Origin of the sequence: Streptomyces sp. NPDC059861, from assembly GCF_042731435.1 — a bacterium.
GTDB lineage: Bacteria > Actinomycetota > Actinomycetes > Streptomycetales > Streptomycetaceae > Streptomyces.
This window is the reverse complement of record NZ_JBHWJQ010000007.1, coordinates 186318-208706: the sequence shown is the minus strand read 5'-3', so window position 1 is coordinate 208706 and position 22389 is coordinate 186318. Positions and strand designations below refer to the sequence as shown.

The 22389-nt window shown below is 70.4% G+C and carries 27 protein-coding genes; 18 read left to right on the top strand and 9 right to left on the bottom strand.

Features of this window, described 5'->3' with window-relative positions:
• Positions 1–37 precede the first annotated feature (37 nt).
• The 5 genes from ACFV6X_RS09135 to ACFV6X_RS09115 form a co-directional block, all read right to left on the bottom strand.
• Positions 38–1480, bottom strand: a complete 1443-nt coding sequence (locus ACFV6X_RS09135) for a sensor histidine kinase (RefSeq protein WP_385379839.1) — start codon at positions 1478–1480, stop codon at positions 38–40.
• Entirely contained in the window at positions 1477–2214 is a 738-nt protein-coding gene (locus tag ACFV6X_RS09130) for a response regulator transcription factor (protein ID WP_385379837.1), read from the bottom strand. The genes ACFV6X_RS09135 and ACFV6X_RS09130 overlap by 4 nt, the downstream gene beginning before the upstream one ends.
• Positions 2215–2299: 85 nt before the next feature.
• Entirely contained in the window at positions 2300–3340 is a 1041-nt protein-coding gene (locus tag ACFV6X_RS09125) for a S1C family serine protease (protein ID WP_385379834.1), read from the bottom strand.
• Positions 3341–3431: 91 nt separating this feature from the next.
• Positions 3432–4451, bottom strand: a complete 1020-nt coding sequence (locus ACFV6X_RS09120) for a LacI family DNA-binding transcriptional regulator (RefSeq protein WP_385379831.1) — start codon at positions 4449–4451, stop codon at positions 3432–3434.
• A 105-nt stretch (positions 4452–4556) separates the two neighbouring features.
• Entirely contained in the window at positions 4557–5336 is a 780-nt protein-coding gene (locus tag ACFV6X_RS09115) for a response regulator transcription factor (RefSeq protein ID WP_385379828.1), read from the bottom strand.
• Positions 5337–5516: 180 nt separating this feature from the next.
• Between ACFV6X_RS09115 and ACFV6X_RS09110 the strand changes: the two genes are divergently transcribed.
• The 8 genes from ACFV6X_RS09110 (at position 5517) to ACFV6X_RS09075 (ending at position 10677) form a co-directional block, all read left to right on the top strand.
• Complete coding sequence (locus ACFV6X_RS09110; RefSeq protein WP_385379825.1) at positions 5517–6368, top strand: alpha/beta hydrolase; 852 nt, start codon at positions 5517–5519, stop codon at positions 6366–6368.
• 47 nt (positions 6369–6415) lie between these two features.
• On the top strand, positions 6416–6670 hold the full coding sequence (locus ACFV6X_RS09105; RefSeq protein ID WP_385379822.1) for a MoaD/ThiS family protein: 255 nt from the start codon (positions 6416–6418) through the stop codon (positions 6668–6670).
• A gap of 8 nt (positions 6671–6678) precedes the next feature.
• A complete protein-coding gene (locus tag ACFV6X_RS09100; RefSeq protein WP_385379819.1) occupies positions 6679–7905 on the top strand; it encodes a hypothetical protein in 1227 nt (408 codons plus the stop codon).
• 98 nt (positions 7906–8003) lie between these two features.
• Positions 8004–8735, top strand: a complete 732-nt coding sequence (locus tag ACFV6X_RS09095; RefSeq protein ID WP_385379816.1) for a DUF2993 domain-containing protein — start codon at positions 8004–8006, stop codon at positions 8733–8735.
• Between the two features lie 198 nt (positions 8736–8933).
• Positions 8934–9014, top strand: coding sequence for a putative leader peptide (locus ACFV6X_RS09090; protein WP_361019091.1), 81 nt, complete (start codon positions 8934–8936; stop codon positions 9012–9014).
• A 125-nt stretch (positions 9015–9139) separates the two neighbouring features.
• The gene (locus tag ACFV6X_RS09085) at positions 9140–9979 is read left to right on the top strand and encodes a sulfurtransferase (RefSeq protein ID WP_385379813.1); all 840 of its coding nucleotides are present in this window, start codon (positions 9140–9142) and stop codon (positions 9977–9979) included.
• Positions 9980–10025: 46 nt separating this feature from the next.
• On the top strand, positions 10026–10316 hold the full coding sequence (locus ACFV6X_RS09080; RefSeq protein ID WP_365444639.1) for a DUF1416 domain-containing protein: 291 nt from the start codon (positions 10026–10028) through the stop codon (positions 10314–10316).
• A 100-nt stretch (positions 10317–10416) separates the two neighbouring features.
• A complete protein-coding gene (locus ACFV6X_RS09075; protein ID WP_385379810.1) occupies positions 10417–10677 on the top strand; it encodes a DUF3099 domain-containing protein in 261 nt (86 codons plus the stop codon).
• A gap of 98 nt (positions 10678–10775) precedes the next feature.
• Here the strand turns inward: ACFV6X_RS09075 and ACFV6X_RS09070 are convergent, their stop codons facing one another.
• Entirely contained in the window at positions 10776–11138 is a 363-nt protein-coding gene (locus tag ACFV6X_RS09070) for a DsrE family protein (protein ID WP_385379807.1), read from the bottom strand.
• Positions 11139–11515: 377 nt separating this feature from the next.
• On the opposite strand from ACFV6X_RS09070, the gene ACFV6X_RS09065 reads away from it, so the two are divergent.
• The 3 genes from ACFV6X_RS09065 to ACFV6X_RS09055 are packed head-to-tail and all read left to right on the top strand — an operon-like array spanning position 11516 to position 13584.
• Positions 11516–12091 carry an FABP family protein gene (locus ACFV6X_RS09065; RefSeq protein WP_385379804.1) on the top strand — a complete coding sequence of 192 codons (576 nt, stop codon included), beginning with the start codon at positions 11516–11518 and terminating at the stop codon, positions 12089–12091.
• 16 nt (positions 12092–12107) lie between these two features.
• Complete coding sequence (locus ACFV6X_RS09060; RefSeq protein ID WP_385379801.1) at positions 12108–12608, top strand: Fur family transcriptional regulator; 501 nt, start codon at positions 12108–12110, stop codon at positions 12606–12608.
• A gap of 10 nt (positions 12609–12618) precedes the next feature.
• Positions 12619–13584: a YgfZ/GcvT domain-containing protein gene (locus ACFV6X_RS09055; RefSeq protein ID WP_385379798.1), complete on the top strand. Its 966-nt coding sequence runs from the start codon at positions 12619–12621 to the stop codon at positions 13582–13584.
• A 21-nt stretch (positions 13585–13605) separates the two neighbouring features.
• Here ACFV6X_RS09055 and dtd read toward each other — a convergent pair whose 3' ends face one another.
• Positions 13606–14031: a D-aminoacyl-tRNA deacylase gene (gene dtd, locus ACFV6X_RS09050; protein WP_385379795.1), complete on the bottom strand. Its 426-nt coding sequence runs from the start codon at positions 14029–14031 to the stop codon at positions 13606–13608.
• A gap of 170 nt (positions 14032–14201) precedes the next feature.
• Here dtd and ACFV6X_RS09045 point away from each other — a divergent pair, with 170 nt between their 5' ends.
• Together ACFV6X_RS09045 and ACFV6X_RS09040 are read left to right on the top strand one after the other, a co-directional pair.
• Positions 14202–14825: an aerial mycelium formation protein gene (locus tag ACFV6X_RS09045; protein ID WP_385379792.1), complete on the top strand. Its 624-nt coding sequence runs from the start codon at positions 14202–14204 to the stop codon at positions 14823–14825.
• A 110-nt stretch (positions 14826–14935) separates the two neighbouring features.
• Positions 14936–16186, top strand: coding sequence for a GNAT family N-acetyltransferase (locus tag ACFV6X_RS09040; protein WP_385379790.1), 1251 nt, complete (start codon positions 14936–14938; stop codon positions 16184–16186).
• A gap of 171 nt (positions 16187–16357) precedes the next feature.
• Here the strand turns inward: ACFV6X_RS09040 and ACFV6X_RS09035 are convergent, their stop codons facing one another.
• Complete coding sequence (locus ACFV6X_RS09035; protein WP_385379787.1) at positions 16358–16543, bottom strand: hypothetical protein; 186 nt, start codon at positions 16541–16543, stop codon at positions 16358–16360.
• A 201-nt stretch (positions 16544–16744) separates the two neighbouring features.
• Between ACFV6X_RS09035 and ACFV6X_RS09030 the strand changes: the two genes are divergently transcribed.
• A complete protein-coding gene (locus tag ACFV6X_RS09030) occupies positions 16745–17590 on the top strand; it encodes a winged helix-turn-helix domain-containing protein (RefSeq protein WP_385379784.1) in 846 nt (281 codons plus the stop codon).
• 11 nt (positions 17591–17601) lie between these two features.
• Here the strand turns inward: ACFV6X_RS09030 and ACFV6X_RS09025 are convergent, their stop codons facing one another.
• On the bottom strand, positions 17602–17790 hold the full coding sequence (locus tag ACFV6X_RS09025; protein WP_385379781.1) for a hypothetical protein: 189 nt from the start codon (positions 17788–17790) through the stop codon (positions 17602–17604).
• Positions 17791–17946: 156 nt separating this feature from the next.
• On the opposite strand from ACFV6X_RS09025, the gene ACFV6X_RS09020 reads away from it, so the two are divergent.
• The 4 genes from ACFV6X_RS09020 to ACFV6X_RS09005 all read left to right on the top strand — a co-directional run bounded on the left by ACFV6X_RS09020 (position 17947) and on the right by ACFV6X_RS09005 (position 22341).
• Complete coding sequence (locus ACFV6X_RS09020) at positions 17947–18834, top strand: winged helix-turn-helix domain-containing protein (RefSeq protein ID WP_385379778.1); 888 nt, start codon at positions 17947–17949, stop codon at positions 18832–18834.
• A gap of 54 nt (positions 18835–18888) precedes the next feature.
• Positions 18889–19596 carry an HAD family hydrolase gene (locus tag ACFV6X_RS09015; RefSeq protein ID WP_385379775.1) on the top strand — a complete coding sequence of 236 codons (708 nt, stop codon included), beginning with the start codon at positions 18889–18891 and terminating at the stop codon, positions 19594–19596.
• A gap of 177 nt (positions 19597–19773) precedes the next feature.
• Positions 19774–20652 carry a GntR family transcriptional regulator gene (locus tag ACFV6X_RS09010; protein WP_385379773.1) on the top strand — a complete coding sequence of 293 codons (879 nt, stop codon included), beginning with the start codon at positions 19774–19776 and terminating at the stop codon, positions 20650–20652.
• 270 nt (positions 20653–20922) lie between these two features.
• Positions 20923–22341: a phosphotransferase family protein gene (locus ACFV6X_RS09005; protein ID WP_385379770.1), complete on the top strand. Its 1419-nt coding sequence runs from the start codon at positions 20923–20925 to the stop codon at positions 22339–22341.
• Positions 22342–22389 lie beyond the last annotated feature (48 nt).

The window sequence follows — 22389 nt, the reverse complement described above, 5'->3', positions numbered from 1 at the left end:
ATTCCGGGTCCCGCCTTGGCCTGGTGTACGTCGGCGCCTACGGCACCTCGGGTGGCGGGGTCGGGGCCCCCGGCAGCCGTACCGTCACCGCCGTGCCGCCCCCCTGTGCCGGGCTCAGCGTCACCTCGCCGCCCGACTGCTGCACCGTACGGGCCACGATGGACAGGCCGAGGCCGGAGCCGGGCAGGGCCCGGGCGGAAGGTGAACGCCAGAAACGGTCGAAGACGTGGGGGAGTTCGTCGGCGGGGATGCCGGGGCCGTGGTCGCGGACGGTGAGGACGCCGTCGTTCAGCACCACCTCGATCGTGCCGCCCTCCGGGCTGAACTTCACCGCGTTGTCCAGGATGTTGACCACCGCCCGCTCCAGCGCGGACGGCTCCGCCCGTACGTACCAGGGCCGCACGTCGGCCGTGATCGTCAGCTCCGGGCCGCGCAGGCGGGCGCGGCGCAGGGCCGACTCGACGGTGTCGTGCAGGGCGATCACCTGTGCCTTTCCCGCCTGCTGGTCGGTGTCCGGGCGGGACAGCTCCTGCAGATCGCCGATCAGCGCGGCGAGCTCCGTCATCTGGGCCTTCACCGAGGCGAGCAGCGCCTTGCGGTCGGCCTCGGGCAGGGGGCGGCCGGTCTCCTCGCTGCGGGTGAGCAGTTCGATGTTCGTGCGCAGGGAGGTCAGCGGTGTCCGGAGTTCGTGACCGGCGTCCGCGATGAGCTGCTGCTGCAGGTCGCGGGAGCTGGCCAGCGCGGAGGTCATGGAGTTGAAGGAACGCGAGAGCCGGGCGACTTCGTCCTCGCTGTCGTCCTCCACGGGGATGCGGACGTTCAGGTCCTCGGTACGGGCCACGTGTTCGACGGCTTCGGTGAGCTTGTCGACGGGGCGCAGGCCGGCGCGGGCGACCGCGAGGCCGGCGGCTCCCGCGCCGATGACGCCGACGCCGGAGACGAGGAGAAGGAACAGGGCGAGGTCGTTGAGGGTCTCCTGGGTGCTCTTCAGGGACACGGCGACGACGAGTCCGACGTTGGGTCCGCTCTCCCCGGTGGCCGTGGTGGTGGCGCCCAGGGGCCGGGTCAGCACCCGCACGTCGGTGCCGTCCCTGGCGGCACCGTTACGGAAGTACAGGTCGTGGGTGTCGCCGTCCTTGATCTCGTCCTTGTCGGCCTGGTTGACCTTCACCGTTGCCGGGGAGTCCTGGAGGATGCAGACGGTTCCGTCCTCCTGGACCAGCTGGGAGTAGCTGTTGCGGAAGAGCCCCGTGCCGTACGGGGTCTCGGTGCAGTTGTCGAGGGCGTCCTGGAGCTGCCCGGGCATCCTGATCGACGCCTTCTTCAGGTCGTCGTCGACCTGCCCGTACAGCTTCCCCTGCACGATGAACCAGCAGGTGACCGAAACCGCCGCCACCGCGAACGCCACCGCCGCCGCCACCAGCAGCGCCAGCCGGGAGCGGATGGGCAGGGCGCGGAAGCGCCGGGTCACCGTGTTCACTCCGCGCCGCCCTGCCGCAGCGCGTAGCCCACACCTCGCACGGTGTGCACGAGCCTCGGCTCGCCCCCCGCCTCCGTCTTGCGGCGCAGGTACATCACGTACACGTCCAGGGAGTTGGACGACGGCTCGAAGTCGAAGCCCCACACCGCCTTCAGGATCTGCTCCCGGGTGAGGACCTGCCGCGGATGGGCCATGAACATCTCCAGGAGCGTGAACTCCGTGCGCGTCAGCTCCACCGGCCGCCCGCCTCGCGTCACCTCCCGCGTCGCGAGGTCCATGCGCAGGTCGGCGAAGACCAGTGCCTCGTCCTCCCGCGCACCGGCCGCCGCCACCGCCGCGGCGTAGGAGCTGCGCCGCAGCAGCGCGCGGATCCGGGCGAACAACTCGTCCAGTTCGAAGGGCTTGACCAGGTAGTCGTCCGCCCCGGCGTCCAGGCCCGTCACCCGGTCACCGACCGTGTCGCGCGCCGTCAGCATCAGGATGGGCGTGGTGTCCCCGGTGCCCCGGATGCGGCGCGCGGCGGTCAGGCCGTCCATGCGGGGCATCTGGATGTCGAGGACGACCAGGTCGGGCCGGTAGGCGGACGCCTTCTCCAGCGCGTCCGCGCCGTCGACCGCCACCTCCGTGTCGTACCCCTCGAAGGCGAGGCTGCGCTGGAGCGCTTCACGCACCGCCGGCTCGTCGTCGACGATGAGAATGCGCTGGGGGTCACGGTCGCCTTCGGCGGGGCTCATGGCTCGGGATTCCTCGGGTGCGGTGGAGACGCAGGCTGACGCTGCCAGCGTCGCATGTTCGCGGACGGCGGTCGGTCCGCCGGCCTCAGTCCGTCGCCCCCGCCCGGAGCTTCGCCAGGTCGGCCTTGACGGTGTCGACCGGGATCGCGAAGCCGAGGCCCACGCTGCCCGCGTCGGACGACGAGCCCGCCGCCGAGTACATCGCGGAGTTGATCCCGATGATGTTGCCGTTCATGTCGATCAGCGCGCCGCCGGAGTTGCCGGGGTTGAGCGACGCGTCGGTCTGGAGCGCCTGGTACGTCGTCGTGGACGACCCGGTGTCGCCGTTGAACTCCCTGCCGTCGAACTCGAACGGCCAGCCGCCGCCCGGCTGCTGTCGCTGCTGGCCCTCCTCGGTGGAGACGGTCACGTCACGGTCCAGCGCGGAGACGATGCCGCTCGTCACCGTGCCGGTCAGGCCCTCGGGCGAGCCGATCGCCACGACCTCGTCGCCGACCTGCACGCCGTCGGAGTCGCCGAGGGTCGCCGCCGTCAGCCCGGAGACGTTCTCCAGCTTGATCAGGGCGAGGTCCTTGCTGCTGTCGGTGCCGACGACGGCGGCGGTGTACTCCTTGCCGTCGCTGGTGGTCACCTTGACCCGCGAGGCGCCGGAGACCACGTGGTTGTTGGTGATGATCTCGCCGTCGTCGGTGATGATCACACCGGAACCGGTGGACGACCCGGCGCTCGTGGCGGCGCTGATCTCGACGATGCTCGGGCTGACCGCCTTGGCCACGCCGGCGACCGTGCCCTTCTGGCTCGACGGCACGACGTTGGTGCTGGTGCTGGAGGAGGCCACCGTGTCGCCGCCGGTCAGCTCCTGGAAGCCGTAGGCCGTGCCGCCGCCGACGGCCGCGGCGACGATGGCCACGGCGGCCAGCAGCGCCCCGGTCCCGCGGTTGCGCCTCCTCGCCCTGGGCGGCGCTGCCACGGGCTCGGCGAGCAGCGCGGTCGGCGGCTGTCGCGGCGGGAACGCGGGCGGAGGCGGCCACTCGGGGTCGACAGGAGAGGAGGCGTGCCGCTGCCCGCCCTGGTACGGGTTTCCGTGGGTCTCGTACTCGCCGTCGCGGCGGAAGCTCTCGGTCATGTCCATGAGCTTGTCGCCCGTCCATGAGAGCTTGCTGAGTGCTGCCTGAGAAGCCCGGCAGAACCTTGTATGCCCGATATAAGGCCAGGCGCTAGCAGCCGCAGGAGCTGCGCACCACGAGCCGCGAGGGGAACTGCTTCAGCCGCTCCCGGCGCGACCCCGCCACCCGCAGCCCGTCGTCGAGGACGAGGTCCACCGCGGCCCGCGCCATCGCCGAACGGTCGGAGGCGATCGTGGTCAGCGGCGGGTCCGCGAGCGCCGCCTCCTTGATGTCGTCGAAGCCGGCCACGGCCAGCTCCCCGGGCACGTCGATCCGCAGCTCGCGCGCCGCGCGCAGCAGGCCGATGGCCTGGTCGTCGGTGGAGCAGAAGACCGCGGGCGGCCGCTTCGGGCCGGACAGGATCTCCAGGGCGACGCGGTAGGCGTCGTAGCGGTTGTACGGCGCCTCGAAGAGCCGTCCCTCGGTCGGCAGCCCGGCCTCGGCCATGGCGCGCCGCCACCCCTCGACGTGGTCGGAGACCGGGTCGCCGACGGCGGGCGTCTCGGCGGTGCCGCCCATACAGGCCACGTACTCGTAGCCGTGCTCCAGCAGATGGCGCACGGCGAGCTGGGCGCCGCCCAGGTCGTCCGTCACGACGGCGACGTCGTCCATGGCCTCGGGGCGCTCGTGGAGGAGGACGACACGGGCGTCCCAGGCCTCGATCTCGGCGGCGGCCATGTCGTTCAGCGCGTGGCTGACCAGGATGAGTCCGGAGACCCGCATCCCGAGGAACGCCCGCAGATAGTGGACCTCGCGCTCGCCGACGTAGTCGGAGTTCCCGACGAGCACCATCTTTCCGCGCTCGGCGGCCGCCCATTCCACCGCGTGCGCCATCTCCCCGAAGAAGGGCTGGCGGGCGTCCGGGACGATCAGGCCTATGAGGTCGGTGCGCCGGGAGGCCATCGCCTGGGCCACCCGGTCCGGTCGGTAGCCCAGCTCCTTGATGGCGGCGAGGACACGCTCGCGCGTGGCCGGGGCGACCGGCCGGGGTCCGTTGTTGATGACGTAACTGACCACGGCGGTGGAGGTCCCCGCCAGCCGCGCCACATCATCCCGAGTCACCTTGGCCACGCGCGGAGTCTACGCGGATGGACCCGCTCTGGGCAGGGCGTACGGAGCGTTGTGCGCAGCCGTGCGCGGGCGGGCGCACCCCCTTGAGGGGCGCCCGCGCGCCCGCTACACGTCCACCGGTACCTCGGAGGCGCCCAACGGGGTCGTCTCGCCCGCATCCTCCGGCTTTGGCCGGGCCGCCCTGGCCTTGGCCTCGTCCGCCGCGCGGTCCACCTTCTCCGGCGTAACGAATCGATAACCGACGTTGCGGACGGTCCCGATCAGCGACTCGTGCTCGGGGCCGAGCTTGGCGCGCAGCCGCCGTACATGGACGTCGACCGTGCGGGTGCCGCCGAAGTAGTCGTAGCCCCAGACCTCCTGGAGCAGCTGGGCGCGGGTGAAGACGCGGCCCGGGTGCTGCGCGAGGTACTTCAGGAGCTCGAACTCCTTGAAGGTGAGGTCGAGGACGCGGCCCTTGAGCTTGGCGCTGTAGGTGGCCTCGTCCACCGACAGATCACCGTTGCGGATCTCCATCGGGGAGTCGTCGTTGACGATCTGCTGCCGACCGGTGGCCAGGCGGAGGCGGGCCTCGACCTCGGCGGGTCCGGCGGTGTCGAGCAGGACGTCGTCGATGCCCCAGTCGGCGGTGACGGCGGCGAGGCCGCCCTCGGTCACCACGAGGATGAGGGGACAGCCGGGGCCGGTGGAGCGCAGCAGCTGGCAGAGGCTGCGGACCTGGGGGAGGTCGCGCCGGCCGTCGACGAGGATGACGTCGGCACCGGGGGTGTCGACGAGGGCGGGTCCCTCCGCCGGAGCCACGCGCACGTTGTGCAGCAGCAGGCCGAGCGCGGGCAGCACCTCCGTCGACGGCTGGAGAGCGTTGGTCAGGAGCAGCAGAGAACTCATACGTCTGGTTCCTCCTCGGTCCCTGCGAGGACGTTGTGCGATGCGGCACTGCTCTGCGATCCCGGGGCCCGTACACCTGCGGTCACCTGCGGTTCTCCGCCTCGTATACAACGCTTCCGAAAGCACAAAAGGACCCGGGGGCAACGCTGCCCGAGTCCTCTACACAGCAGAATAGCCCACATGAGCAACGGTCCGGCAGGCCAAGCGGCACGTTCCACCACCGTTCGTCCGGCATATGAGACGGCTGGGGCGGGCAGACGCGCCTCCTCGCGGACGTTTCTGCACACCGCGGACGGTGTGCGGATCGACGCCCTCTACGAGCCGGGTGCGGCCGTATACGAAACCCTGACGCCATCCACCGACCACCCGGCGTTCGTCGTGGCGCACGGTTTCACCGGCGATGTGGACAAACCGCACGTGCGCCGGGTCGCCACGGCGTTCGCGCGGTACGGCGCCGTGATCACGTTCTCCTTCCGGGGCCACGGGGCGTCCGGCGGGCACTCGACCGTCGGCGACCGTGAGGTCTTCGACCTGGCGGCGGCGGTGGCGTGGGCGCGGGAACAGGGGCACGCGCGCGTGGTGACCGTCGGCTTCTCCATGGGCGGCTCGGTGGTGCTGCGGCACGCGGCGCTCAACGCCCGGCAGACCGAGGCGGTGGTGTCGGTGAGCGCCCCGGCCCGTTGGTACTACCGGGGCACGGCCCCCATGCGCCGTGTCCACTGGCTCGTCACCCGCCCCGAGGGCCGCCTGCTGGGCCGCTACGGTCTGCGCACCCGTATCCACCACCGGGGCTGGAACCCCGTTCCGCTCTCGCCGGTCGAGGCGGTCCCCCGGATCGCGCCGACGCCGCTCCTGCTGGTCCACGGCGACCGCGACGGCTACTTCCCGGTCGACCACCCCCACATGCTGGCCGAGGCCGCCGGTGACCACGGCGAACTCTGGCTGGAGCCCGGCATGGGCCACGCCGAGCACGCGGCCACCGACGCCCTCCTGGCCCGTATCGGGGACTGGGCCGTCGGTGCGGCGGGCTAGCCTGACCGTAGTCACAGCCAGGTTCCGCCGATTGACGTGAGGACGAGATGGCAAAGGTCACGGTGCGCTACTGGGCGGCCGCGAAGGCCGCGGCCGGTATCGCCGAGGAGCCGTTCGACGCGGCGACGCTCGCCGAGGCGCTCGACGGCGTGCGCGAGCGACACCCCGGTGAACTTGTGCGCGTCCTGCAGCGATGCTCGTTCCTCGTCGACGGTGACCCCGTGGGCACCCGCGGGCATGAGACGGTACGGCTGGCCGAGGGCGGCACGGTCGAGGTGCTCCCGCCGTTCGCAGGAGGGTGACCACACCGATGAGCAACCAGCCGTACGAAAGCCCGTACGAAAGCCCGTACGACGGCGGGTACGACCCCTACCGGCAGGGACAGCCGCAGTACCGGCAGGAGCAGCAGCCCCAGTACCAGCAGGGCCGTCCCGAGTACCAGCAGGGGCGCCCGGAGTACCAGCAGGAGCAGTCCTCGCAGCAGCAGGGGCGCCCGGAGTACCAGCAGGGGCAGCCCTCGCAGCAGCAAGGACAGACCTTGTACCAGCAGGGCCGGCCCCACCCTCAGCCGGCGCCGCGGTACCAGCATGCCCCGTACCCGCAGCAGCCCCAGGGCGGCGACCGGTACACCCAGCAGTGGGAGGGCCGGACCTGGGACACGCAGGCCCAGCAGACCCCGGCGTACGTCCCGCCGCAGCCGCCGGAGAGCGGGCAGGGGGCGCAGCAGTACGAGCGGCCCCGGCCGGCCCCCGAGCCCCCGGCCACCCCTGAGGCGCCGCTCACGGCCGCTCAGCGGGCCCGGCTCGAAGGGCGGTCGCCGATCATCGAGCCCGGGCTGCAGCCTGCCGCCCTCACCGCGGTGCTCGGACTGCTGATGGCCGGCGGCGCGGCACTCGGCTCGTACGCCCTGCTCGTCCCGCTGGTCCTGCTCCAGGCCGTCACGGCCGCGGGCTGGTTCCGGCTGAACGGCATGTGGCCGGCCCGGCAGGGCATCGCGCTGGCGTTCGCGGGCGCGATGACCGCGGACGTGGCGCTGCTGGTCGCGGGCCGCGACCAGGCTCCGGCCGCGATCCTCGGCACGCTCGGGGTGTGGGTGCTGCTGACCCTGGTGCTGCAACTGCGCTCGCACGCCGACCCGGACACCCGGATGTACGGCCTGATGGCGACCGTCGTCTCGGCCGCGCTGGCCGTCATCGCGACCGGCTACCTTGCCGCCGAGCCGGACGCGGTCACTCTTGGCGCCCTCGCGGTGGCCGTGGCCGTCCTGGCCCGTGCGCTGCCGCTGCCGACGCCGGCCTCCGTGGTCGTCGCGCTGCTCGCGGCGACGGGTGCGGGCATCGCGGTCGGCGGGATGACCGGCGTCGGGAACGGCGCGGGTGCGCTGCTGGGCGTGGCGGCCGGCGGGTGCGCGCTGATCGGCCACCGGGTGGCGAGCTACGACTACCCGTCCCGGTTCGTGCACTTCACCGCCGGTGTGGCCCTGCCGCTGAGCGCCGCGGCGCCGGTGCTGTGGGTGCTGGGGCGGGCGCTGGTCTGACCTGCCGCCTGTCACAGGTGATCGACAAAATCCCGGCAGGTGTTCGGTTTGGCGTTACGGTGACCGTCGTCCGTGACTGACCGCCTGGGTGGGGAAACATGCGCGCGCTGCGAATACTTCTGATCGTCGTCGTGATCCTGGGCGGCCTGTTCGTGGCCGCCGACCGGCTCGCCGTCAACTTCGCCGAGGGTGAGGTGGCTGACCGGCTGCGGACCACCGAGGGCCTGTCCAGCACTCCCGAGGTGGCCATCAACGGCTTCCCGTTCCTCACCCAGGTCGCCGGCGGCACGCTGGACGACGTCGAGGTGGGCATCCGGAACTACGAGGCGGCCGCGGGCGACGGCGAGCGGATCCGCATCGACGACCTGCGGGCCGACATGAAGGGCGTCGAGTTCTCCGGTGACTTCAGCTCCGCCACGGCCGCCTCCGCGACCGGCACCGCGACCATCGCGTACGACGAGTTGCTCAAGGCCGCGAAGTCCGAGCCCACCGATGTCGCCCCCGGCATCACCGCCCGGGTGGTGAGCCTTTCCGACGGAGGGGGCGGCAAGATCGAGGTCGGCCTGGAGATCGACGCCCCGGTGATCGGCACCAAGCAGCTCTCGGTGCTCAGCACGGTCAGCGTCAAGGGCGACAACGTCGAGGTGCGCACCGACTCCCTGCCGGACCTGGCGGGCCTCGACCTCGCCGAGAACTCGGTCCGTGAGATCACCGACTTCCAGCAGGCCATCGACGACCTGCCGGGCGGCGTCGAACTCGACAAGGTCGAGGCGGCGCGGAACGGTCTGGAGATCTCGGTGCGGGGTTCGAACGTGCGGCTGGCCGGGTAGGACCGGGCCGGACGCTGTCCGGCAGTCCGATAGGCGAGACGCCCCCGTCCGTACCGCAGATGTACGAACGGGCACCAGCGCCCGGAAGCCGTGCCACGGCTCGCCGGGCGCTCCTGTATTCCCGTATGGCGGACGATCCTGTCTCACGATGCGACACACCGGTGACACGCCCGCCGGTCCGTCCCTAAGCTCGACGGCATGGAGCGACAGGCGGACCTCACGAAGCGGCGGGCAGTAGACCTGTGCCGCGTTGCCGCCATGCTCTGTCGCACCTTCTGAGCGGAAGCCCGACTTCCGCGTTCTCCAGCCCTGCTCAGGGCCATTCGTGCGCCATGCCGGCCTCGGCCACGCGCACCCCTTCGCACTCGCACGCCCCGCCGCAACTGCCCCGGAGGAGAAAGAGCATGAGCCGTAGCGACGTCCTGGTCGACGCCGACTGGCTGCAGGAGCACCTGGACGACTCGAACATCGCCATTGTCGAGGTCGACGAGGACACCTCCGCCTACGAGAAGAACCACATCAGGAACGCCGTCCGGATCGACTGGACGAAGGACCTCCAGGACCCGGTCCGCCGTGACTTCATCGACCAGGAGGGCTTCGAGAAGCTCCTGTCGGCGAAGGGCATCGCCAACGACACGCTGGTGATCCTCTACGGCGGCAACAACAACTGGTTCGCCTCGTACGCCTACTGGTACTTCAAGCTCTACGGCCACGACAACGTCAAGCTGCTCGACGGTGGCCGCAAGAAGTGGGAGCTGGACGCCCGCGAGCTGGTCGAGGAGGTCCCCGAGCGGGCGGCCACCGACTACAAGGCCAAGCCGCAGGACACCTCGATCCGCGCCTTCCGTGACGACGTGGTCGCCGCCATCGGTTCGCAGAACCTGGTCGACGTCCGCTCGCCCGACGAGTTCTCGGGCAAGCTGCTCGCCCCCGCGCACCTGCCGCAGGAGCAGTCGCAGCGTCCGGGGCACGTCCCGAGCGCCCGCAACATCCCGTGGTCGAAGAACGCCAACGACGACGGCACCTTCAAGTCGGACGAGGAGCTCAAGGAGCTCTACACCGAGGAGCAGGTCGACCTCGCCAAGGACACCATCGCCTACTGCCGCATCGGTGAGCGCTCCGCGCTGACCTGGTTCGTCCTGCACGAGCTGCTCGGCGTGGAGAACGTCAAGAACTACGACGGCTCCTGGACCGAGTACGGCTCCCTCGTCGGCGTGCCGATCGAGCTCGGCGCCAACAAGTAATCGACCGCGACCGGCCTTCCGGTCAGACCCCCTTCTGGAGAAAGACATGTGTGGAGCGAAGGCCGGCGGCCCCGACGCCTCGACGATCAAGCCCGGTGAGACCACCATCCAGGGCCAGGTGACCCGCGACGGCGAGCCCGTGACGGGTTACGTCCGTCTGCTGGACTCGACCGGCGAGTTCACGGCGGAGGTGCCGACGTCCGCGACGGGCCAGTTCCGCTTCTACGCCGCCGAGGGCACCTGGACGCTGCGCGCCCTCGTGCCCGGTGGTGCCACCGCCGACCGCACGGTCGTCGCCCAGCAGGGCGGCCTCGCGGAGGTCGCGATCGCGGTCTGACGACCCGGCGCCGAGCGCCTGGGCCGCGTCCCTCCGGGTCGGACACCTGGGACGCGGCCCTTTCGCATGCGCTTCGCGGGCGCGGACCTACGCTGGAGGTATGTACGCGCGCCGACGGCACGTCTACTTCGCGATGATGGGCGTCTGCATCGGGCTGTTCGTCCTGGCCTGGGGAGTCGTGCGCCTGTGGTCGACGCCGGCGGCCGTGGGCATGTGCGTGGTGGCCATGGTGATCCCGCCCGTCGCGGCGATGGTCGCCAACCGCAGGGGGGCCGACGACCGCTGGTGGGACGATCCGTCCGGTGATCCGCAGTCCGACGAGTGGTGGGACGAGCTGGACGGCAAGAAGAAGCCGCGCTAGGAAGGCCCAGGCCGACGTACGGTCCTCCACGACGCGTCGGGCCACCCGTTCCGCCTCTGGACAAAATCCCCTCGGTCGCCCGAGTCGACCCAGCCCTCTCAGTAGACGAGGGCCTGCGTGTCCTCCGCGAGCGCCTCCTGCACGAACACCTGCGCGCCCGCGATCCGGACGCCCTCGATGACATCCTTCTCCGTGATGTCCCGGCGGGCCGCGCACTGCGTGCACAGCGTGAGGTGCCCGGCGGCCAGTACCGAGTCGATCAGGTCGGGCAGCGGGGCGGCGTGCGGCAGCTCGAACTCGGCGGCCCGCCCCGGCAGCGCGAACCAGGCGGACTCACCGGTCAGCCAGACGGAAACTTCCACACCGCTCGCCACGGCCACCGCAGCGACGGTGAACGCCTGCGAACACCGCTCCGGGGCATCGGCCCCCGCCGTCACCTTGATCACCAGCTTCTTCGCCATGGCTGAATCGTAATCAAGATCCTCACAACTCGGGTGGGGCCGTGGCTCCCCTGTGCGGCGCGGTGACGGAATCCGCGCTTCACAGTCCGTGGCGGGAGACAGGGCGAGTCTCGCCGCCGGCTACCCGCAGAGCCAGCTGCTGGGCTGAGGGCGTACCTCGCAAGGAGGGCCGGGCCGTGGCCGCGTAAGCTGGGGCCCGGCCTTGTGTACCACGCATCCCCGCTCACCTAGGAGCATCCCGTGATCCTCTTCTTCGAAATTCTCCTGGTCCTGGTCTGCGTCGGCGTCCTCGCCTTCACCGGTCTGGCCGTGAAGAAGCTGTATCAGGGCCAGCGCTGACCCACCCCCCTTGTCCGTACGAGAAGTCTGAGCTGCTCATGATCGAGATCCCGTCCGACCTCCACAAGGACCTCGTCCCCCTCGCCTTCCTGCTCGGCAACTGGGCGGGAGCGGGCGTGCACGACTTCCCCGGTGCCGAGAAGTGCAACTTCGGGCAGGAGGTCACCTTCACGCACGACGGCCGGGACTTCCTGGAGTACCAGTCCCACAGCTGGGTGCTCGACCAGGACGGCAACAAGGTCAGGCCCCTGGAGTCCGAGCACGGCTTCTGGCGCATCGACGCCGCTCGCAAGGTCGAGGTCACGATGACCCGCGACGACGGTGTCATCGAGATCTGGTACGGCGAGCTGGCCGACCAGAAGCCGCAGATCGACCTGGTCACGGACGCCGTGGCGCGCACCGCGGCCTCCCGCCCGTACAGCGGCGGCAAGCGGCTGTACGGCTACGTCAAGAGCGACCTGATGTGGGTCGGCGAGAAGCAGACCCCCGAGGTCGAGCTGCGGCCCTACATGTCCGCCCAGCTGAAGAAGGTCGTCACGCCGGAGGACGTCGAGCGCTGGGCGAAGGCCCTGCCGGGCGACCTGCCGGACGACGGGATCGCTTTCTTCAAGTAGCCATAGACTCGTGGGTGTGGTGAGCACCGACTGGAAGAGTGACCTCAGGCAGCGCGGCTACCGGCTGACGCCGCAGCGGCAACTCGTGCTCGAAGCCGTGGACACCCTGGAGCACGCGACCCCCGACGAAATCCTCGCCGAAGTGCGCAGGACGGCGTCGGGGGTCAACATCTCCACCGTCTACCGGACCCTTGAGCTCCTGGAGGAGCTCGGGCTGGTCAGTCACGCCCATCTCGGGCACGGGGCGCCGACGTACCACCTGGCCGACCGGCACCACCACCTCCACCTCGTCTGCCGCGACTGCACCAACGTCATCGAGGCGGACGTCTCCGTGGCCGCCGAGTTCACGGACAAGCTGCGGGAGACGTTCGGTTTCGACACCGACATGAAGCACTTCGCGATCTTCGGCCGGTGCAAGGACTGCGCGGCCGCGACGTCGGCCCAGAGCGCTGCGCGCCGTTCTGCCCCAGGCCCTGCGCCGGGCTCGACCGGCAAGAGTTCAACTACCGAGTCGTAGGCTTAGGCGTATGAAGAGCCCCCTGCTGTCCCTGCCCGGCGCCGTCCCCGCCGAAGGGGTGGACGAAGGTGTCGCCGCCCACTACGGCGACCTGTTCCGCGAGCAGCGCGCCCTCGCCGACGGCACCGGTTTCGTCGACCTCTCGCACCGCGGGGTCGTCACCGTCACCGGCGACGACCGGCTGAGCTGGCTGCACCTGCTGCTCACCCAGCACGTCAGCGACCTGCCCGTGGGTGAGGCCACCGAGGCGCTGGTGCTGTCCGCGAACGGCCACATCGAACACGCGCTCTATCTCGTGGACGACGGCACGACCGTCTGGGCCCATGTCGAACCCGGCACCCAGGAAGCCCTGATCGCGTACCTGGAGTCCATGAAGTTCTTCTACCGGGTCGAGGTCGCCGACCGCACCGCCGATGTCGCCGTGGTCCATCTGCCGGCCGGTTCCATCGCCGAGGTGCCCGACGGGGCCGCCGTACGGGAGACGGCGCACGGCCGTGATCTCTTCCTGCCGCGCGCCGACCTGGAGTCGTACGCGGCGAAGACCGGACCGGCGGCCGGGATCCTGGCGTACGAGGCCCTGCGCGTAGAGCAGCACCGGCCCCGGCTCGGCTTCGAGACCGACCACCGCACCATCCCGCACGAGCTGGGCTGGATCGGCACCGCGGTGCATCTGCAGAAGGGCTGCTACCGGGGGCAGGAGACGGTCGCCCGGGTGCAGAACCTGGGCAAGCCGCCGCGCCGGCTGGTCTTCCTCCACCTCGACGGCAGCGAGGTGCACCTGCCGCCGCCCGGCACCGAGCTCCGGCTCGCGGACGAGGGCCCCGACGGCCGCAGGATCGGCTTCGTGACGACATCCGTACGGCACCACGAGCTGGGTCCGGTGGCCCTGGCGCTGGTGAAGCGGAACGTGCCGGTGGACGCGCGCCTGGTGGCCGACACGACGGCCGCCGCTCAGGAAGTCGTCGTCGAGCCGTAGGCTCCGCCCGCCCGCGGCCGGCTAGATCTCCAGCAGGACCGTGAACGGGCCGTCGTTCGTCAGCCCCACCCGCATCTGCGCGCCGAACCGGCCCGTCTCGACCGTGGCTCCCAGCGCGCGCAGTTGGGCGACCACCTCGTCGACCAGCGGCTCGGCCACGTCGCCGGGGGCGGCCGCGTTCCAGGTGGGGCGGCGGCCCTTACGGGCGTCGCCGTAAAGGGTGAACTGGCTGATCACCAGGAGCGGGGCGTCGACGTCGCTGCACGACTTCTCGTCGTGCAGCATCCGCAGCGACCACAGCTTGCGGGCGAGCTGGGCCGCCTTCTCCTTGCTGTCCTCGTGCGTCACACCGACCAGGACGCAAAGCCCCTCGCCGGTGATCTCCCCTACGGTCTCGCCGCCGACGACGACGCTCGCGCCGTCCACCCTCTGCACCACTGCACGCATGCGACCCATCATGCCGGGCGGTGTCACGCTGCTTCGCGGGTGGTCCGTACCAGCGCTCTTTTTGATCCCTAAGCCCCCATCTGGGGCTGTTCGGGGGCACTCGGTCACATAGCGGCCACTTGGGGTGGCACGATGCTGCCACACGCCGGTCGAGGGGACGGTTGAGGCACATGAGAACACCGAGTACCGGGCAGCCGCCTGGGGCTGTCTCGTTGAACCGAGCGGGAGCCGGGGAGTCACTCCGGCCACCCGTGCAACGCACGGACAGTCCACAGCTGCCGCCCGATCCGCCCGCGCACGATCTGACCACGCTGAGACTGGCCGAATTGCGCACCCTGCGCCGGGACGCCCAGCGCGACGAGGCGGATCTCAGTTACGTACGGCGGCTGCTCCAAGGGCGTATCGACATCCTGCGCGCGGAGCTGGCGCGCCGGGGGCCGGCGTCGCTGATGGACACGGGCACGGCAGAGGCGTCCGTCGTCCAGCGGCTGCCGGAGATCCTCACGGACGCCCCGGCCCGGCACCGCTCCTCCGCGCGCCACGTCACGCTGGGCACGCCGCACAACGAGGAGTACCGGCGGCTGGCCGCGGAGATGCTGGCCGAGGTCGAACTGTCCGCGTTGGACGCCCGCACCGACGTGGAACTCACCACCGCGATGGGGCGCCTCGTGCGGTACGAGCAGCAGGTGTCCCGTCGCCGGCAACGGCTGCAGCGGACCGCGGACGAGTGCAGCGCGGAGATCGCGCGACGGTACCGGGAGGGGGAGGCACAGGTCGACGACCTGCTGATGTGAGGGCCGGGGGGACGTGGTCCGCGTGGTCCCGCCCGGGGCGGCTCGCACGCGCACCGCCCCGGGCGGAAAATCCCGCGACACCTGTGCCTTCGTATGCCTACCGTGCACTCATGACGCGTCGCCACGAGCTGCCCGTACGCCCGATCACCGAGGCCGAGTTCGAGGACTGGCATCGCGCCATGCGGGTCGGCTTCCTGCAGAAGCCCACGCTGACCGAGGAGCAGTTGCAGGCGCGGCGCGCCGAGTTCGTGCCGGGGCGGCTGCTCGGGGCGTTCGACGGGGACCGGTGCGTGGCGACGTTCCGTTCCTTCGCGCAGGAGGTCACCGCCGTGGGCGGCGCCTACGTGCCCGCCGACGCCGTCTCCAACGTCACCGTCAGCCCGACGCACCGCCGCCGTGGCCTGCTCAGCCGCATGATGAACCAGGACCTGACGGCGGCGAAGGAACGCGGGGACGTCGTCGCGACGCTCATCGCCGCCGAGTACCCGATCTACGGCCGCTACGGCTTCGGCGCCGCCACCACGGCCGCCGAGTGGACCGTCGACGTGGCGCGGACCGGCCTGGACCGCCGCTGGTCGGGGCCGGAGGACGGCGGGCGGATCGACCTGGTCGACGCCGAGGACGTCCGCAAGCTCGGCCCCGAGCTGCACGAACGCCTGCGGCGGGCGCAGCCGGGCGCGGTCAGCCGCACCGAGCTGTGGTGGCGGATCAACACCGGCGCCGCACGCTTCGGCAGTTCCTGGACCGAGCCCTACTACGCCCTGTACCGCTCGGCCGCCGGTGAGATCGAGGGCCTGGTCTCCTACGAGTCGGACGACAAGTGGCACGGCAAGCAGCCACAGATCACGGCCGACGTGAACTGGCTGATCGCGGTGACGCCGGCCGCCGAGCGCGCCTTGTGGCACTACCTGTGCTCGATCGACTGGATCGCGCACGTGAAGACGGGCTTGCGGGCCCCGGACGACCTGCTCCCGCTGCTTTTGCCGGACCCGCGCGCCGCCCGCCTGACCATGCAGGCCGACTGGCTCTGGGTGCGGGTGCTGGACGTCGTACGGGCGCTGCAGGCGCGGACGTACGAGGGCTCGGGGGAGCTGGTGCTGGAGATCGTGGACGCCGGAGGTTTCGCGGGCGGGCGGTACCGCCTGGAGGCGTCGGAGCAGGGCGCGTCCTGCGCGCCGAGCAACCAGAGCGCCGATCTCACGCTGGACGTCGCCGACCTGGCGGCGCTGTGGCTGGGTGACGAGTCGGCGGTGCGGCTGGCCGCGCTGGGCCGGGTCCGGGAAGAACGAGCGGGCGCCGCCCGTTCGGCCGACGCCCTGCTGCGCACGTCCAGGCGACCGTGGTGCCCGGACCTCTTCTAGTGCTCCCTTCTGCCGGCGACGGTGGACGGTTTCGCTATCCGTAGCGTGCTCTTCAGTTGTGGCTGTGCCTGTGCTTGTTCAGTTGTGGCTGTGCGTTCTTCGGTTGTCGATCTTCAGTTGTGTCTGTGCAGACTGACCGAGCTCCCGGCTCCCCTCCGGAAGGGAGCCCGGTCAGCCGGACTGGGTGAGCAGCAATACGAGGATCACTGCTCCTATGCCGCCGAGAGTGACGTTCTTGGCTTTGATGCCGAGGGTCATGGCGACGAGTGCGATGATCCCCATGGCGCCGAGCTTCGACTGGACGAACTGCTCGAATCCGATGGCGAGAGCGGCGACGACGAGAGCGATGAACGGCATGGGGTGCGTCCTTCCAGCGCCACCAACCATCGGAAAGTGCAACCACATTCATTTAGTTGGTTGCCAACTTATGCCCGGTTGGAGCGTCTTTGAAGTGTCCGGTAACCATCTGTCGGGCAACTGCCCGAAGATGGCTCAAAGTTGTAGTGTTCCGATGTGACGTCGGAACAGATTGCCGCGAACGAGCGGGGAAGGGGCCCGTTGTCGCCCCAGGAGGTGGCCGACGAACTCCGCGACAGGATCAGGTCGGGCACACTCAAGGCGGGCCAGCGCATGCCCACCCAGGCCGCCCTGGTCGAGGAGTTCGGCGTGGAGCGCGGCGCCGTCCGGCAGGCACTGCGCATCCTGCAGTCGGAGGACCTGCTCACCAACGTGTCCCGCGGGGCGCCGGCGACGGTCGCGCCCGACGGGGCGACGGCCTTCTTCGGCCCGACCGCGCAGCCGGAGTCCACGCTGGCCGCACTGCCCGCCCGGATGGCGGCCGCCTTCGAGGCCAAGCACGTCAGGATCGACGCGCTGTGCCTGACGTCGGCCTCGCTCAACCTGGCCGTCAGCGAGCCGCTGCGCCGGCTGCACACCGGGGTGCCGAAACCGGCCACGGTGCACCTGCGCGTCCTGCTGCCGTCCCGGGACATCGACCTCGCCTTCCCCCCGTCCGTCGGCTCCGACGGCGACTCCCCCGCGCATCGGAGGGCGCTGCGCAACGCCCAGGGCCTGGTGCTGAGCCACAACCTGATGGCGTTGCGGTCCACGCACGGCGTCGACGTCCGGGTGCACTTCCGCGCCCTGCCCTTCACGCCGCCGGTGAAGCTGTACCTCCTGAACGAGACCGAGGCGCTGTTCGCCTTCTACACACCCAGCCGGCGTGCGGAGAGGACCGACGGCGGGGGCCCGGACACCTACGAGGTGCAGGGGGGCGCTTCGCCGCTGTTCGCCTTCCGGCAGGGCGACGGCGGGGTGCGGGACAAGTCCTTCGTGGAACAGTCCCGTCTGTGGTTCGACCGGCTCTGGGAGACCATCAGCACGGAACTGGACCTGGCGGGCTGATCGCGCGCGGGTCACAGCGCCGGCCCCGTGACCGAGAGGCTGAGCCCCACGGCGCCGATGGCGCTGCAGGTGTGGTTGCGGCGCTGCAGTCCGACGAGGAGCAGGACGAGAGCGACGAGGCCTGTGGTGCCGTATCTCCACTTGGCTAGTTCCTCGACGGTGAGGAGTAAGACGGTGGCGGCCGCTTTGATCCATGACACGGTGGCGTCTCCTTGGCATGGGGAGGGAACACCCCCCTTCGGCAGAAGTGGTCGAGTACCTTGCTGACTTGGTGCTAGTTGGCACCAAGTCTGCTAAAGTCGTTCCAACTTGGCAGGGATGGATAAACAACTATCCGGGCAACCCCTACAAGTGGGATGCAGCCTTTCGGTTTCCGGGTGCGGGAGGAGATGGCGGCAGTGGTCGGCAGCAGAAGGCTCACGCCTCAAGAGATCGCGGACTCTCTGCGCGAGCGGATCCGGCAGGGGCGGCTGAAAGCGGGCGACCGCCTGCCCACCCAGGCCGAACTCGCCGAGGAGTTCGGTGTGGAGCGCGGCGCCGTCCGCCAGGCCCTTCGCGCTCTCCAGGGCGACGGTCTCCTGAGCAACGTCAGCAAGGGCAGCCCGCCGCGCATCGCGGAACCGGAACCCGCATGGCGCGAGCCGCAACCGACGATGGTGAGCCTCGGGCCCCGCCTCACGGAGGCGTTCTTCGCGCGTCACGTACGCGTGGACGCCGTCTGCCTGACCGCCGAGACGATGATGCTGGGCCTCGGGGAACCGCTCCGGAGGATCCACGAAGGACGGGTCTGCCCGGACTCGATCGACGTCCGGGTGCTGCTGCCCTCCCGAAACATCGACCTGGCATTCCCCACCTCGGTCGAGGGGAGCGGCGACGACTCGGTGCACGAGCGCTGGTTGACGATGCGCAACGCCCAGGTCCAGGTCCTGAGGCACAACCTCCGCGCCCTGCGCGCCACGCACGGCATCGACGTGAGCGTCACCTTCCGCGCGCTCCCGTTCACCCCTCCGGTGAAGCTGTACCTTCTCAACGGTCGCGAGGCCCTGATCGCCTACTACATGGTCACCCGCCGAGCCGCGGACGACGTCGAATCCCAGGATGTGTACGACGTCCTGGGCACCCAGGCCCTCCTCTTCTCCTTCGAGCAGGAGACGGGCCGCCGTGACGAGGCCTTCGTGGAGCAGTCGCAGTTGTGGTTCGACGCTCTCTGGGACACCGTCACCTCTGAGTTGACCCTGGACTAGTGTCATGCGACCCGGTGGACGCGCGGCCACCCCATCGTGTCGCAGACTGAACCGGTGACAACGCACACGGAGAACCTCCAGGGACTCATCACGCGGGCCCGCTACGTGCTTTTCGACTTCGACGGGCCGATCTGCCGCCTGTTCGCCGGACATTCCGCGCGAGACGTGACGCGCGTGCTCGTCGGCTGGCTGGAGGCGCGAGGACTGCGCGATCTGCTCACGGAAGAGGAACGGTGGTCGACGGACCCCTGGGACGTCCTGCGCGCTGTCGACAGCCGCCACCCACGTCCCGGCGCCGTGGTGGCCACGCTGGAGGAGCGACTCACGCAGGAGGAGCTGAAGGCCGCCACCTGTGCCACGCCCACTCCCTACGCGGATCCGCTCCTGCGCACGTGGGCGGCCAGGGGGGTTCGACTGGCCGTGACGACGAACAACTCGCCGCGTGCGGCCCGGCAGTACCTCTGCGACCGCGGCCTGGAGGGCGCGTTCGGTCCGCATGTCTACGGCCGGTCCCGGGACCTGAGCCTGCTCAAGCCCGACCCGCACTGCCTCGACCAGGCCTTGCGCGCCTTCGGCGCCTCGCCCGGGGACACCCTGATGATCGGTGACGCCCCCACGGACCTGATGGCCGCGCGCAGCGCCGGCGTCGGCTTCCTGGGGTACGTGCGCAACGAGCGCAAGGAGAAGATCCTGCGTGATGCCGGCGCCGGATATCTGGTGCCCACGCTGCAGGACGTGCTGTCCGTGCTGTCCGCCGGCTGACACTCGCATGCCCACCTCCCGCACTCCCTGTCCGTCCGTCAACTCTCCGACCAATTGGATTGGTTGGTCTGATTGGTTGGTTCCCTGGCGGACTGATCCCCAACCATTTTTGAGTGTTGGTCGGGTGAAGTGGTTGAGAGAGGTCCGCTATTGGAGGAATGGCGGTAGGGTCGTAGGGTGAGTGATGAGCGGAGCGGTACGACCGGACGCAGGCAGCGGTTCGACGACGTCATGTCGACGTTGCGAAGCCGTCTGCTCGACGGCGAGTACCCGCTCCACAGCCTTCTGCCGGCGGAACGAGACCTGGCCGCCGAGCTCGGGGTGGCCCGGGACACCGTGCGAAGCGTGCTGACGGAGCTGGCCAACGAGGGCTGGGTGGAGCGGCGGCAGGGCAGTGGAACCCGGGTGATACGGGTGCCGGAGGGCATCCGTTCGGCGCGGTCGACGGACCAGTCGGGGCAACCGGCCAGCCTTGAGTGGTTCATGGACCAGGCCTTCGCCCGCGCGGAGGTCACCCTGGACGTGTTCACGCTCACGGCCGAGTCGTTGAACAACCAGCTCCGCAGACTGGACGAGCGCATCCAACGCGGCAAGCTGGAAGCCCCGCAGCGCATCGTGCTGCGCATGATGCTTCCTGACCCCGACCTGGACATGCCGTATCCGCAGTCACTGGACCCGCAGTACCGGGACGCGATGCGCGAGCGCCAGCGGGAGCTGGCGGAGTGGCATTCCGGCGAGGTCAAGGGGCGGCTCCTGACCTTCAAGGCCCGGGGAGCGGTCGAGACGGTCGACGTGGAGATCCGCCACGTGCCCCTGACCCCGCCGCTCAAGGTCTACTTGATGAACGGCGAGGAGATGCTTCAGGCCTACTACGTGGTGGGCGAACGCCCGCTGGTCCTGAAGAGGCTGGAGACCGAGATCCAGGCGCTGGACGCCCTCGGCCTCATCGCCAAGTTCACCCACTTCGTCAAGGACAGCGAAGATCCGAACCACGCGTTGCTCGTGGAGGGCACGCAGGCCTGGTTCGACTCCCTGTGGAAGAACCTCGCCAAGTAAACCGATCGTCAGGTGATCTGCCCCAGAACGGCACCTTGTCACGGCTATCGTGGTACTCCCGTCATCCTTGCGTGACAGGAGCGACGACTGGTGGTACCGCTCGTACCCAGATGGGACTGCCGACCCGGTGGCGCCCGGCCGGCAGCCGTCGATGTCCGTGGTCTGTTCACCGCTCCGGGTGTGCCGGGGGAGGCACTGCGCCGGTTCGACCGCACATTGCCGGCACCCGTCCCCCGGCCGTCCGCGCTCCTTCGCCTCTACGGCGATTCCTTGCACCATCTGGCCACTCACCTCGTCCGCAGGCGGTATCCGGAGGCTCAATGGGGCGAGGTCGGCCAGGCCTGGACGCAGGCCGTGTCCCGGGAACGGCCGCGAGCGGCCGACGGACTGGAACGAGATCTTCGCCGTCATGTGGACTTCGAGTGGGCGCAGTCCGTCTACTGGGCTGTGATGTATTCCGCCCGGTGCCTCGCCACCAGCCCGGACCCCGAGGCGTACCTCGATCTGGCCGCCTCGTCGGTGCGCCGCGCCCTGAGCGCCGCCGCCGAACCGATCCAACTCACCGAGCCGCCGGACGAGCCCGACACGCTGCCGGTCCCGCACCGCCGGCAGGCCGCCCGGCGCTCCCGGGTCGGCCGCCGCCGTGCCACTCCCGACCCCTTCGTTCCCGATCCGCGTGTTCCGGAGCGGGCCGACTTCCCGCATGCCCTGGTGGGTTCCGTGCTGGCAGCCGAGGGCCGTGCGAGCGCCGATCACGTCTTCCGGGGCACGGCCCATCTCAACACCGTGGTCCGCGTTCCGGGCGTCGGTGCGGTTCTCGTACGCCGCGACGCGGCCCCGGCCCACCGCCACGAGAGCGTCTTCACGACGCTTGAGGAATACCCGGTGCTCATGGCCATCGAGGCGGCAGGCGTCGAAGTGGCGGCACCGAGGGTTCTGGTACGGGGCGAGAGCGAGCCCGCAGAGCAGTTCGCCGTCCTCACCTACCTCGGTCCGCTGCCCGGCGAGCGACCCCCGGACGGGCGGTCCACCGTGCACCCGGTGGCGGGCCTGCTGCCGCACGAGGCGGACCTGCTCGTGGACCAGCTGTGCGCGCTGACCGAACTCGACTGCGCCACTCTGGACCCGTTGGCCGCGCACGCCGCCCACGACTTCCACCCCTGGCTGGCCGACCGCGTGGCCGCGATGGTCGCCGGACTCCCGGAACGAACCCAGCTCGCCGCCCGCCGCCTGGGGCTGCCCGACGCGGCCCGGCTGGCCGACCTGCTCGCCCGCCACCGTGTCACCCCCCGTCGGCCCGCGCTGCTGCACGGCGACCTCAACCCTTGGAACCTCGTCCGGACCGACGACCCCCGCCACGGCACCGGACTCGCCCTCATCGACTGGGAGATGGCCCTGATCGGCGATCCCCTCTACGACTTGGTCCGGCACCTCCATCTGACGCCGGCACGTGGCGAGGTCCGGCACCGCATGTTCGCCCGCTGGGAGGAGCGCGTCGGCGCCGAGCACAGCCGAGGCTGGCAGCGCGACTGGCAGGTGTACCAGCTGATGGAGGTCGTGCGTTCCGCGTACGTGGACCTGGACCGCATCGTCCACGGCATGAGTCTGGACGTGCCGGCGGTGCGCCAGGCCGCGGACCGCTACACGCACACGCTGAAGCGCACGACTCGTCTGCTCGACGCCGCCTGACCCGCGCCGCGCAGACATGACGGGTCGACGCGGCTGGACGTGGTGCAC